Source organism: Tardiphaga sp. (assembly GCF_028290495.1).
Lineage (GTDB): Bacteria > Pseudomonadota > Alphaproteobacteria > Rhizobiales > Xanthobacteraceae > Tardiphaga.
Genome location: NZ_JAQGJT010000156.1, coordinates 105,545 through 118,062, shown reverse-complemented (window position 1 = coordinate 118,062; position 12,518 = coordinate 105,545). Strand labels below are relative to the sequence as shown.

Sequence of the window (12,518 nt, the reverse complement as noted above, 5' to 3'; positions counted from 1 at the left end):
CGAGAATGTCGTTGATGAGGTTAAGCAGGTCGGATCCGGACGAATTGATGTTTCTCGAGAACTCGACCTGGCGGTCAGAAAGGTTGCCCGGAACGTTCTCGGCAAGCTGCTGGCTGAGAATGAGGATTGAGTTGAGCGGCGTCCGCAACTCGTGAGACATGTTGGCGAGGAACTCGGATTTGTATTTGGACGTAAGCGCCAACTCGATGGCCTTTTCCTCCAGAGCGTGACGGGCCTGCTCGACTTCGGAGTTCTTGCGCTCGACTTCCGCGTTCTGATCGGCAAGCAGCTTCGCCTTCGTACCTAGTTCCTCGTTCGTTTGCTGCAGCTCGCTTTGGCGCGACTGCAACTCGACTGTTAGCTGCTGAGATTGCGTGAGCAGCCCTTCCGTCCGCATGGTGGCCTCGATGGTGTTGAAAACGGCCCCAAGGCTTAGGGTAAGCTGATCGAGAAAGGCGAGGTTCACCTCAGTGAATGGCTGCAGGGTGGCGAGTTCGATGACGGCCTTGGTCTGGCCTTCGAACAGCACCGGAAGCACCACGATGCTGACGCGCGTTGCTTCGCCGAGACTGGACGAAATTGTGAGAAAGTCCGAAGGGATGTCTTTCAGCAAGATCCTCTTTTTTTCGACAGCGCATTGCCCCGCCAAACCCTCGCCCAAGCCAATCGTCTCGGCCAGCCGCCTGCCACCATGCGCGTAGCTAGAAAGCAGCTTTAGCGTCGTATCCTGCAAGCCGCTGTCCAAGTGATAGATGGTGCCTTGATACGCCAGGACCAAGGGGCTGAGTTCACTGAGCAATATCTGGCCGACCGTGCTCAATTCGCGCTGTCCCTGAAGCATGCCGCCGAATTTGGCCAGATTCGTTTTCAGCCAATCCTGCTCGCGGTTGCTTTCGGTGGTATCGCGCAGGTTCGAGATCATGGTGTTGAGGTTATCCTTCAATTCCGCAACTTCGCCGCGAGCATCGACCTGGATCGTGCGCGTCAGGTCCCCTTTGGTCACAGCGGTCGCCACTTCCGCGATGGCACGCACCTGCGTGGTCAGGTTGGCTGCAAGAAGATTGACGTTGCTGGTCAGATCCTTCCAGGTGCCGGCGGCGCCCGGAACGTTGGCTTGTCCACCCAACCGTCCATCGACCCCGACCTCTCGCGCCACGTTCGTCACCTGATCCGCAAAGGTCGCGAGTGTGTCGGTCATATTGTTGATGGTTTCGCCGAGCGCGGCCACTTCGCCTTTGGCCTGAACGCTAAGGCGCTGGCTCAAATTGCCGTTGGCGACGGCGGTGACCACTTTGACGATGCCGCGGACCTGGTCGGTGAGGTTCGAGGCCATAAAGTTGACGTTGTCGGTCAGGTCCTTCCAGGTGCCGGCTACGCCTGGAACGACCGCCTGGCCGCCGAGCCGGCCTTCGGTGCCGACCTCGCGCGCCACCCGCGTGACTTCACCGGCGAAGGAGTTTAGCTGATCGACCATCGTATTGATGGTATCCTTCAGCTCCAGGATTTCGCCCTTCACATCGACGGTGATCTTGCGGTTGAGATCGCCGCGGGCGACGGCGGTGGTGACTTCAGCGATATTGCGGACCTGGGTCGTAAGATTGTTCGCGAGGTCGTTGACCGTGTCGGTTAGATCCTTCCACGTGCCGGCCACGCCCGGAACGGCCGCTTGGCCACCAAGTCGTCCTTCCGTACCTACTTCGCGCGCAACGCGCGTAACTTCGGAAGCGAACGATCGAAGCTGTTCGACCATCGTGTTGATAGTTTCCTTGAGCTGCAGGATTTCTCCGCGGACGTCGACCGTGATCTTCTTGGAGAGGTCGCCGCTCGCCACCGCGATGGTGACTTCGGCAATGTTGCGGACTTGGCCGGTCAGGTTGGACGCCATGTAGTTCACGTTGTCCGTGAGATCCTTCCAGGTGCCGGCCACACCAGGAACCGCCGCCTGTCCGCCCAGCTTGCCTTCGGTGCCGACTTCGCGCGCCACGCGGGTCACTTCGGACGCAAAAGCCGATAGCTGGTCGACCATGGTGTTCATAGTCTCCTTGAGCTGCAAAATTTCGCCCTTGACGTCCACGGTGATCTTGCGGCTCAAGTCGCCACGCGCGATGGCCGTTGCTACGTCGGCGATGTTCCGGACCTGCCCTGTCAGGTTATTGGCCATTGAATTGACGTTGTCCGTCAGGTCCTTCCAGGTGCCGGCGACTCCCGGGACTTGTGCTTGGCCGCCGAGCTTGCCGTCGGTGCCGACTTCGCGCGCCACGCGGCTGACTTCCGCCGCGAAAGACCGGAGCTGATCCACCATGGTGTTGATGGTCTGCTTGACTTCGAGAATCTCGCCGCGAACGTCGGCGGTGATCTTCTTTGAAAGGTCTCCGTTGGCGACCGCGATGGTGACTTCGGCAATGTTGCGAACCTGGCCGGTCAGGTTGTTGGCCATCGAGTTAACGTTATCGGTCAAGTCCTTCCAAGTGCCGGCAACGCCTGGCACTTGCGCCTGGCCTCCGAGCTTGCCTTCAGTACCAACCTCGCGCGCCACGCGTGTCACTTCCGAAGCGAAACCATTCAGCTGATCGACCATCGTGTTGATGGTGTTCTTCACCTCCAAAATCTCACCACGGACGTCGGCGGTGATCTTCTTTGACAGGTCGCCGCGAGCCACAGCGGTCGTGACTTCGGCGATGTTGCGGACCTGCCCCGTCAGGTTCGAGGCCATGAAGTTGACGTTGTCGGTCAGATCCTTCCAAGTACCGGCGACGCCGGGCACTGCGGCCTGACCTCCGAGCTTGCCCTCGGTGCCGACCTCGCGCGCCACCCGCGTCACTTCGGCGGCGAAGCCGTTGAGCTGATCCACCATCGTGTTCATGGTGTTCTTGAGGGCCAAAATCTCGCCCTTCACATCGACGGTGATCTTGCGCGAAAGGTCGCCTCTGGCGACGGCGGTCGTCACGTCCGCGATGTTACGAACCTGGCCCGTCAGATTATTGGCCATTGAGTTCACGTTGTCGGTCAGATCCTTCCAGGTGCCGGCCACGCCTTCCACCGCCGCCTGACCGCCTAGCTTGCCCTCGGTGCCGACCTCGCGCGCGACACGACTGACCTCGCCAGCGAAGGCGTTCAACTGATCGACCATCGTGTTAAGCGTGTTTTTGAGCTCGAGAATCTCACCTTTCACGTCAACGGTGATTTTGCGCGAAAGGTCTCCGTTCGCCACCGCCGTCGCCACGTCGGCGATATTGCGAACCTGGCCGGTGAGGTTGGAAGCCATCGAGTTCACATTGTCGGTCAAGTCCTTCCAGGTGCCGGCCACACCGGGCACCTGAGCTTGTCCTCCAAGCTTGCCCTCGGTGCCGACTTCGCGCGCCACGCGTGTCACTTCGGAGGCGAAGCCATTTAACTGATCGACCATGGTGTTGATGGTGTTCTTCACTTCCAAAATTTCCCCGCGGACATCCGCGGTGATTTTCTTCGAAAGGTCGCCGCGAGCCACAGCGGTCGTGACTTCGGCGATGTTGCGGACCTGCCCCGTCAGGTTCGACGCCATGAAGTTGACGTTGTCCGTCAGATCCTTCCACGTGCCGGCGACCCCCGGCACTGCGGCCTGGCCGCCTAACTTGCCTTCGGTGCCGACCTCGCGCGCGACGCGCGTCACCTCGGCCGCAAAGCCGTTGAGCTGATCTACCATCGTGTTGATGGTGTTCTTTAGAGCAAGAATTTCGCCCTTCACATCGACGGTGATCTTACGGGAAAGGTCGCCCCTGGCGACCGCGGTCGTCACATCCGCGATGTTGCGCACCTGACCGGTCAGGTTCGACGCCATCGAATTGACAGAGTCGGTCAGATCCTTCCAGGTGCCCGCGATGCCCGGTACCTGCGCCTGCCCGCCAAGCTTACCCTCGGTGCCGACCTCGCGGGCAACGCGCGTTACTTCCGACGAAAAGCCGTTAAGTTGGTCCACCATCGTATTGATGGTTTCCTTCAGTTCGAGGATTTCCCCCTTGGCATCCACGGTAATCTTCCGAGAAAGGTCGCCGCGTGCGACGGCGGTGGTTACCGTTGCAATGTTGCGCACCTGTTCCGTGAGGTTGGTCGCCATCGCATTGACGGAGTCCGTCAAATCCTTCCAGGTACCTGCAACGCCGGGCACGACGGCCTGGCCGCCCAGGCTCCCGTCCGTGCCCACCTCGCGAGCCATGCGCGTTACTTCCGAGGCGAACGACCGCAATTGATCGACCATTGTGTTAATGGCTTCTTTGAGTTGCAAGATCTCGCCACGCACGTCTACCGTGATTTTCTTAGAAAGATCACCGTTCGCCACAGCGATGGTGACGTCCGCAATGTTACGGACTTGCGCAGTCAAATTGCCGGCCATTTGATTGACCGATTCGGTAAGCTCCTTCCACACGCCGGAGACGCCTCTCACCTTGGCTTGTCCCCCCAGCTTGCCCTCGGTGCCGACTTCACGGGCCACACGCGTAACTTCCGAAGTGAAGACGGATAATTGCTCGATCATGGTATTGACGAGTTTGGCGGAACGCAGGAACTCGCCTCTCAGGGGGCGCCCATCGACTTCCAAATCCATGGATTGCCCAAGATCGCCCTTTGCAACCGCGCCGATCGTCCGCGCCACCTCGGTCGTCGGCCGGACGAGATCGTCCAGCAGGGTATTGATTGAATCAACTTTTTTGGCCCACTGCCCAACGGCTCCCGGAAGCGTCATGCGCTGCTTCAGCCGCCCCTCTTTACCGACGGTGACGCTCAACCGCGCAACCTCCTGGGAGATCCGCTCTTCATGAGCGACGCTTTGGTTGAATGCTTCGGCGATTCGTCCTTCCACGCCCGACCAATCAGCAGGCAGCCTAACTGAAAAGTCTCCGTCTCGAAAAGCCACCATCGCCATCAGGAGCTGACGCGACCGCGCTGCGGCCGGATCATCGCCGAGACCATTCGTCATTCGGTTGATTTTAACAGCAGGGCCGGTCTTCTTGCGGGCGCGAGAGGTCGTCGTTTCGCTCATGAAGCACCTAGAAAAATACTGAGAACCGCCGTGGCTGCAAGACGATAGCGCACGACTGCTTCTCTGCCACAAAGATTTCCAGTCTTTCCCCGGGCATCCCGTAGCGTCATGTGGGAGACATTGGGTTTCAAAGTTCGTTCCTCAGTCGAGGTAGCAAACACTCAAAATTAGATTGTATCATGCTAAATTTACATTGGGTATTTCTGCATGCAACGCAGATTTCCGCTATTCGAAGTCCCGGCCGAAAATTGTAATGCCACCGCTTGGGAATTCTGCAGCGCGCCATCGAGATTGCCTATCATTCTTAAATTTGGTGGAACATCAGCCCCTGCAGCTTATCGGGTGTGCCCCGAACAAAGTGAGCGCGTGAACGTACCGGCTCAGCCCCGCTCGAAGTAACGGTAGAGCAAATTGAAACGGCGTTCAAAAGCTTGGCCTTCCAGAGATTTTTGTACCCGATGCTCGCCGGCGAGGTGCCGATACCTTGTCGTTAGGACCGACTTCCTGACGGCGTTGCTAACAGCAGGGATGCATCTTTGCGCATCTGGCGGAACAGTCATACCAGCACGCGGCCCTGACACTTGAGCAACCCTCGGATGAAGTAGGTAAGCACGACGTGCACGCGTCGTGTGGAGCTCGCATGCTCGCCTCGCTGGATCTTACGCACGATGCTGACGTTGCCGATCGGTGACAACACCTACGCGCACCTTTGAAAGCATCAGAACAAAGAGCGTCCTGCCTGCGGGGAACGACCGCGAGCAGGACCTAGTTTTGGGAGGCGAGTGGGGTCTCCAGCTCAGTTAGTCAACCCCCCGGCCATGGCTGGGCCTAGCCCTCAATAATGTAGACGATCTCGCGAGTCTGCGGACGCAGAATGATGTATTTCCCTCGCACGACGATGAAGTCGTAGCCGCGCCATTCCGGGTAAATCTCCACGATACGTGGAGGAAGCGGATGATAGCGGACCGAAGCGGGCACAGCAGTTCCGATAGAGATGTTGAAGTTGACATTTGTCACTTCCTCAACCTTCTCCTGCTTGATCGCTGTCGTGATCTCGCTACGCTTTTCAGCCGGCGGTGCTGCGGCCACCGATGTTGCGGCATTGCCCGTGGTCTTGCCGTCCGCGGCTTTGTTGTCCGCGGTTGGATTCGCTGCCTTGGTGTCGGCGGTGGGGTTTTTTGCATCCTTTGACGCGGCTGGAGCGTCCTTGGAAGCAGCAGTCGGCGATGTCGCGGCGCCGGACGCCGGCTTCGACGTTGAATCGGCCTTCATGTCGCCGGACTTGGTGCCGGCATGGTCAGGGTTGGCAGCGCCAGTCTTTGCCGGCGGTGCAGCTGTACTCTCCGCAGCCGATCCCTTTGCGGCCGGTTGGACGTTGACCGAACCGCCTTCGCGCGGCTGCGTCGCAGCCGGAGCCTCACTTCCCTTCGCGCCTCCGCCGGCCGGAGCCGTCGTACCGCCGGAAATTTGAGCCGACACCAGCGCCGTGCTGGCAACCAGAGCGAGGGCCGCTGCAGATCCTAAAAACGAACGTCTCATTGCGCATACTCCCAGGTTTCAAGACCGGCAAGCGGTCACACGTCACAAGCGGAATCGAGATGTAAAGTTCCGTTCAGCGAGAGGTATTCGGGAAAAATCGGCAACGCGTGCATCGAAGCGTCTTGAGAGACCTGGTCTCGTAGCCGCTACCCAGTTCAACGGAACCATATTGACCGGGAGTTTGTGGCAATTTCACACCGCTTGCGTGCCTGTAAATCCGAGTATCCACCTTCAGGCGGAATTGGCGTCGCGCTTGGACAGCTCGCTGAGTGCAATGGCGCGCTGGCGCAAGCTGTTGCGTGCAGGTCCTACCGGAAGCTGCTGCGCTTCCCCTAGATTTTGCCGCGCCTCGCAGCGCAAAAGCTCAGAGACTGACGAATTCGCGTCGTCCCCCGCAGCGGCGCTGGCAGGCATCGGAAACACCTCCGTCGCCGCGGAATGAGATGTCGCGCTGCGGTTGAAACGAGGCCTGCATTGTTGAACTGCAGGTATTCGCAGACACGCCGATAGTACCTGTCATAATAGATGAGTACTGCGCTGTCGCGACCCGGGTAGATCTCGACCAGCTCAAAGACCTCGGTGGTGCCGCTTTGAAAGGCGTCCATCTAGTACCGACGATGCTGCTCCGCGCCTGACAGGAGAATCCCGGGGCCGGAAACCGGCACCGACGGAATCGTGCTCGTTGCGTCTGGCGCGTATAGCGAACAAACCGTTTCCAGGTCGTTTGCCTTGCAGGCGTCCAACCAGTCGATGGCGCGTGCGATAGGGTCAACCTGGGCCATGTTCATTTCCTGCCATTGCGCCCCAGCTGTGATGCAGGCGTTTCTTGCCACCCTCCAAATGAAGGCAGCATGAATGGGCCCTTCAGGCTGCAGCCAGCCACATCGCGAAGCGAAAATCGGAAAACTGGGAACTGGTCTTGCGGCTCAGCTCAACTCAGTCTCGACCGCAATGCGGATCAAATCGGAGTGGCTCTTTGCACCAAGCTTCTGCTTGAGCAGCGACGTCGTATTGGCGACCGTCTTGTAGGAAATGTCCAGAGCGTCAGCGATCTCACTGATTTTGTCGCCTCGTGCCAACAGTCGCAGGATCTCAAGTTCACGCGGCTTCATCTGAGACGTCGGGCTCGAGCGAATCGCCGCTGCAGAGAAGGTGACGGATTCGGCGAGGCGCGGCGTGATGAAATTTTCCCCTGCCGCCACCTTTCGCACGGCCTTGACCAATAAGCGCGGATCATCTCCCTTGGAAACGTACCCCTGAGCTCCCAGCTCGATAGCGCGCGCAACGAACGCTGGATCGTCGTTCATACTAAACATGATAATGCGGGCATCGGGGTCTTCTTTCCGGATCCGACGCATCAGTTCGAAACCGGAAAGGTCGGGCAGATTGATGTCGATAATCGTCACATCCGGGCGCTTACTCAGATAAGCACGGTGACCAGATTTCTCATCCGCCGCTTCGTCGATTTTCACCGAAGCATCGGAAGCGAATAGCGACCGGCATCCGGAGGCGACCACGGGATGATCATCAACGATCAACAATCTCATGATATATTTTCTGTAAGTTGTGACCTGTCTATAGATAGGAGGTCAGCGGCCTTTGAACAGGGATTGTTCTGTTCATAGCTTGGAATCCTTCCAATGTGGAAAACATACTCACTTCGAACTCGTCTATCGCTGTTTTTGTGCGCCGTTTTCCTTGTGGCTTTAGTTGCCGGCGCCTCGCTATTGCGGCTGTTCTCGGCTGACCAGCTTGTCGACGAGAACGAACCCGCCGAGCGCTCGGCCGTCCTGGTTGCGGGCGCCCTCAACAATGCATTGAAGGTGACGTACGACCCGAACGCCGTCCTGGTGGCCTTTGTCTCCGGCCTAGCCTCCACCAGTCCCGATGCCCTGCAGTTCCGGCCGGTCGGCGCAATATCGACGACGAAAACTGACCCTGCCGTTGCGCTAAGTTATTCTCACGTGCCGCACTGGTTCGTGAGCTTTCTCAACTTGCCGGATCTGTCACGGCGTATTCCAATTCTGGTCGGGGATCGGCGCGTTGGAGACCTCGTCTACGAGCCCGACATTCGGGCAAACATCTATGAAAAATGGGTGGGCTTTCTCTCGATCGTCGCTTCCGGCGTAGGATTGGCCTTTCTTACCATTCTTATCGCATTCTGGACCGTAGGGGCTGCCTTGAAGCCGCTGAGCGATCTCGGGAACGGGCTGGCAAAGCTGCAAGACGGCCATTATGAGGCCAGGATCGCTTGCTCGGGGCCCCCGGAAATACGCCAGAGCTGTTTGGCCGTAAACGAACTGGCCAGCACGCTTTCAAGCCTCAACTCCGAAAATCGGACTCTGCTCCGTCGGATGATCCTGATTCAGGATGAAGAGCGGCGCGACATTTCGCGTGAACTCCATGACGAACTCGGGCCACTTCTTTTCGCCATCCGGGCCAACGTCATAGCCATGGCCGACACCAGTAACATCAGTGAGGACGATCCGGACTCCGCGCCGCACCGGGCGATACAATCTGTGGAAGCCCTGCAGATGGCTAATCGTCGGATACTGGATCGCCTACGACCTCTCTATATCGAAGAGCTCGGACTGCAATCGAGCGTCAAAAAGTTACTTCGTGACGTCCATGCCCAACTTCCCGGCCTCAAAGTGGCCTGTGACATCGGCCCCGATCTGGACGGCATGGACAGTGTTGTCACCCAGACAATCTATCGGGTCATACAGGAAGGTATTACCAACGTCTCGAAGCACGCTGGGGCCAGCCAGATGAGAGTGAAAGCGGCGCTGCACCACGGCTCCGTTGTTGTAGAAGTCTCGGATAACGGAATCGGCTGGTCGACAGAACCCGTGTTCGGGCGGGGCCTAACAGGCATGCGGGAGCGCTTGCGGGCGTTGGCTGGGAGCTTCGAACTGTCGCGGCGAGATGGCTGGACGTCAATCTGCTGCAAGCTGCCGGCTTCGGACGTAGCCTAATCGTTCTTCGTTGGCACAATCGTGAGCCCGGCTTCCGCGAGCGCCGACAGCACGGCTTTCGCAATACAGTTGGCGTCCTCGGTACTCAGTTGTTCGACGGCAGGCTGCTTCGTGCTTTCGTGACAGGCGCGTATAGCGGCCGCGATGATGGACGTCAGCTGGAACTGATCAGCCAGCGGGCCCTTTGCCGGCCCGGTCACCACGCTGATCCGAAAACGTCGATGGGAGACATCCGGTCGGCGGTAGCAACGGTGGTAGCTCCGGCGGTTCGAGGCTTTACTGCCCGCGCAGCAACCGCCTGCCGTCGCGGTTTTCGGGACATGTTGGCGCGAGCAATTCCCCTGGAGCGGTAGCGGGCCTGCGCATCATTGAAGGAGTCGTTGAGCGCAGGCGAGTTAACGGCAGGCGAAACGAGAGGGCGCGTAGGGGGCAGCGGCGCGGCTTCCGTGACCGCCACGCGGATCGGGGCCGCGTCATCAGCGAAGACCGCCTTCGGACGCGGAGGCTCTCCGTGATGTGCCATGGCGCGAAGCGTATCGAGCGACGTCCACCGCTCGGTCTGGGCCGAGCGCAGGCCGTTCTCGTGTGAACCGAACAGCCAAAGCGCGCCGACAAGAACGGAGCCGACTAGGCAAAGGTATCGAAAAAGGGGCAAGGCGCTTTCCTGCTTCATTGCGGTACCGCATCGACGCGGCGAAAACCGGGTGAACTACCGTTAGTTTCCGATACCGAAAACGAGTAACTAGTCCCGACCAAAAAGCCCGAAGCGCGGCGTACGCTCCTCTTCCTCGACAACCTCACGCATGACCACTGGCTCGCGTCGCGCCACTGCCACATCGACAGATTCTAGCCGTGGACGTTTGCGTTCGGTCCATTTGCGTGGCTCGTTCGTACGTCGTTCCGCGCGTCGATTGCGCTCGCTGCTCTTCGCGCTTTCGCTCACCTGTCCGGAGGCGGGAGCCGTCTGCGTTTCGTGTATCGCCTCGGGCGACGCCGATGCCGGCGCTGTAGGCGGAGCTTGAGGCCGTTGAGATCCCGAAGTGTCTGTCGAAACCGACGGCGGTGCTGGCGTTTGATCGACCCGTTGTGGCATGTTCTCCGCCGGAGTAGGTGGGGCCGCGACCAGCGGTGCAATCGCGCTCTCCGGTCCCATTGCGGCAGGGGGAGCGGCTGCGGATGTCGAAGCTATGCGTTCGAGGCGGTTCGGCCCGTCGGGCTTCTTCTGCGTCGTCGCCGTCATCATCGCGCCACCGCCGAAGCCGACGGCGATTGCCACAAAGACCGTCCCGACGCCGGCAAAAAACGAACTCGGATTGAACGACATGGCCAATCTCCTGTTGCCCCATCACACAGGGAAATGCGGCCCCACCCGTGTGGGGCCGCTCCGTTGAAGTCGTTATTCGACGATCTGGACGATGCGATGGGTGCCGGGATCGACCAAGACGGTACGATCGTTGACCACCGTGTAGCGGTACTTGGTCACGCCGTATTCCTTCGGCACTTCGTAGTATGTGACGCCGCTTTCTGGCAGGTCCGCACCGACGCGCACTTCGCGCTCGTACCGATAGGACGGCACGCGGCGCTCCGACACGTAGCTTCGGAAGCGCGGGCGCGTATCGTCGGCAATGCCGCCAGCAACGGCACCGACCCCGGCACCTACCGCCGCGCCAACCGGGCCGCCCACGACAGCGCCCGTGACCGCACCGGTGGTCGCACCAGCCGCCACGCCGTTCTGCGCCTGAGCGAGGATCGGAACCGAAAGCGCTGCCAAAACAAACGCACCTGCCAACATAGTGTTCTTCATCGTCCATCCTCCTGTGCTGTTAAGGACATGAGAAACCAACAAGGAAAAGATCCGTTCCAAAAAAATTGCCACTTTATCCCTATACGGGAACGAGGCCTTCGGCAGTTGTGTAGCTATCGGAGCGACTGCGCAGCCGGGCCGTCCGGCGACCGCCAATAAAAAATGGCCCGCCGAAGCGGGCCATTTTATTTAGCGGGTGCCGTGAAGAGCGCGCTCTTTGCGAACCTGGTCCGCGCCGTAGGGCTGACCTGCCGGATCATAACCGGCCCAGCCGGACTTCGTCCAAGCGGCCTTGCGGTCGCTCAGATTGACCGAAGAAGGGCTTAGCAGGGCGTCCAGGCGGGCGCGTTCCGCATCGGCTACTTTGGCCGACACAAGCGTGCCGCCGCGGCGGACTCCCTCGGCATAAAGCGGTGCGTCATCTTTCGATACGCCAGCTTCCGTCAATGCGCCGACAAGTCCACCGGTGGCGGCTCCGGCTGCCGCACCGACGGCAGTGGCAGCGAGCCAACCTGCGGCAACCACAGGGCCGAGACCCGGAATGGCGAGCAGCCCGAGGCCGGCCAGCAGGCCGGCCGCGCCACCCAGACCGGCGCCAACACCAGCGCCGGTGCCCGCCGCTTCGGCGCGATCGTCCACGCCGTCACCATCGCGATCTTTCTTTCCGTCGTACCAACCATTAGAATTGTTGGCGACAATGCTGATGTCGGAGTGAGGGACACCAGCGGTTTCCAGGCGCTGAACGGCCTTCTGAGCGTCTGCGTACGAATCGTATAAGCGAGAAATGGTTGCGGTCATGTTCGTGTCCTTTTGATTATTTGGCGGCGTTGACGTTGCCCTGGAAATCGACGGTGACCGCGCTGGCCGACCCGCCCTTGCTGGCTTTGCCGCGCCAGATGCCGTTGTCGTCCTTCTTCAGCTCGGTGACGCTGGTGTAACCGGCTTTTTCGATTGCGCTTTTGGCTTGGCCTTCGGTAAACGAGTTCCGTCCCGCTACCGGCGCTGTCGAGTTCTTCTGCTCGCTGTTAATGGCGTTGTTTCCCGGACCGCTCTTGGCCGCCGGCGCCTGAGCATAAGCAGCACACGACAGGGCGGCGGCAACGCAAAGGCCGAAGATTGGAAGGCGAAGGTGTTTCATGTCTAGATCCTCGCAAGTGGCAGGGCGCTTCTAACTTTCGACTTTGCA

At 59.7% G+C, this 12,518-nt stretch carries 9 protein-coding genes; 1 reads left to right on the top strand and 8 read right to left on the bottom strand.

The features are described 5' to 3' along the window. The 3 genes from JWQ24_RS23690 to JWQ24_RS23680 form a co-directional block, all read right to left on the bottom strand. Positions 1-5,014, bottom strand: a 5,014-nt coding sequence (locus tag JWQ24_RS23690; RefSeq protein ID WP_299813345.1) for a HAMP domain-containing protein, incomplete at its 3' end; no start/stop codon positions are given. Positions 5,015-5,842: 828 nt separating this feature from the next. Beyond that, positions 5,843-6,286 (bottom strand): DUF1236 domain-containing protein, encoded by a 444-nt coding sequence (locus tag JWQ24_RS28625; protein ID WP_366521463.1) that lies wholly within the window; start codon positions 6,284-6,286, stop codon positions 5,843-5,845. Between the two features lie 1,193 nt (positions 6,287-7,479). Continuing rightward, complete coding sequence (locus JWQ24_RS23680; RefSeq protein ID WP_299813339.1) at positions 7,480-8,100, bottom strand: response regulator transcription factor; 621 nt, start codon at positions 8,098-8,100, stop codon at positions 7,480-7,482. Between the two features lie 93 nt (positions 8,101-8,193). Here JWQ24_RS23680 and JWQ24_RS23675 point away from each other — a divergent pair, with 93 nt between their 5' ends. Next, on the top strand, positions 8,194-9,528 hold the full coding sequence (locus JWQ24_RS23675; protein WP_299813336.1) for a histidine kinase: 1,335 nt from the start codon (positions 8,194-8,196) through the stop codon (positions 9,526-9,528). On the opposite strand, the gene JWQ24_RS23670 is transcribed toward JWQ24_RS23675, so the two are convergent. From JWQ24_RS23670 to JWQ24_RS23650, 5 genes are all read right to left on the bottom strand, one after another. Continuing rightward, positions 9,525-9,728: a hypothetical protein gene (locus JWQ24_RS23670; protein ID WP_299813332.1), complete on the bottom strand. Its 204-nt coding sequence runs from the start codon at positions 9,726-9,728 to the stop codon at positions 9,525-9,527. The two genes, JWQ24_RS23675 and JWQ24_RS23670, sit on opposite strands and share 4 nt — an antisense overlap. Positions 9,729-10,270: 542 nt before the next feature. Next, on the bottom strand, positions 10,271-10,852 hold the full coding sequence (locus tag JWQ24_RS23665; RefSeq protein WP_299813329.1) for a hypothetical protein: 582 nt from the start codon (positions 10,850-10,852) through the stop codon (positions 10,271-10,273). A 72-nt stretch (positions 10,853-10,924) separates the two neighbouring features. Next, on the bottom strand, positions 10,925-11,332 hold the full coding sequence (locus tag JWQ24_RS23660; RefSeq protein ID WP_299813326.1) for a DUF1236 domain-containing protein: 408 nt from the start codon (positions 11,330-11,332) through the stop codon (positions 10,925-10,927). 189 nt (positions 11,333-11,521) lie between these two features. Further along, positions 11,522-12,130 (bottom strand): general stress protein, encoded by a 609-nt coding sequence (locus tag JWQ24_RS23655; RefSeq protein ID WP_299813323.1) that lies wholly within the window; start codon positions 12,128-12,130, stop codon positions 11,522-11,524. Positions 12,131-12,146: 16 nt separating this feature from the next. Then, a complete protein-coding gene (locus tag JWQ24_RS23650; RefSeq protein ID WP_299813320.1) occupies positions 12,147-12,470 on the bottom strand; it encodes a hypothetical protein in 324 nt (107 codons plus the stop codon). Positions 12,471-12,518 lie beyond the last annotated feature (48 nt).

Coding starts and splice junctions, on each gene's coding strand:
- JWQ24_RS28625 (WP_366521463.1), bottom strand. CDS start 6,286: ATGAAGGCCGATTCAACGTCGAAGCCGGCGTCCGGCGCCGCGACATCG.
- JWQ24_RS23680 (WP_299813339.1), bottom strand. CDS start 8,100: ATGAGATTGTTGATCGTTGATGATCATCCCGTGGTCGCCTCCGGATGC.
- JWQ24_RS23675 (WP_299813336.1), top strand. CDS start 8,194: ATGTGGAAAACATACTCACTTCGAACTCGTCTATCGCTGTTTTTGTGC.
- JWQ24_RS23665 (WP_299813329.1), bottom strand. CDS start 10,852: ATGTCGTTCAATCCGAGTTCGTTTTTTGCCGGCGTCGGGACGGTCTTT.
- JWQ24_RS23660 (WP_299813326.1), bottom strand. CDS start 11,332: ATGAAGAACACTATGTTGGCAGGTGCGTTTGTTTTGGCAGCGCTTTCG.
- JWQ24_RS23655 (WP_299813323.1), bottom strand. CDS start 12,130: ATGACCGCAACCATTTCTCGCTTATACGATTCGTACGCAGACGCTCAG.
- JWQ24_RS23650 (WP_299813320.1), bottom strand. CDS start 12,470: ATGAAACACCTTCGCCTTCCAATCTTCGGCCTTTGCGTTGCCGCCGCC.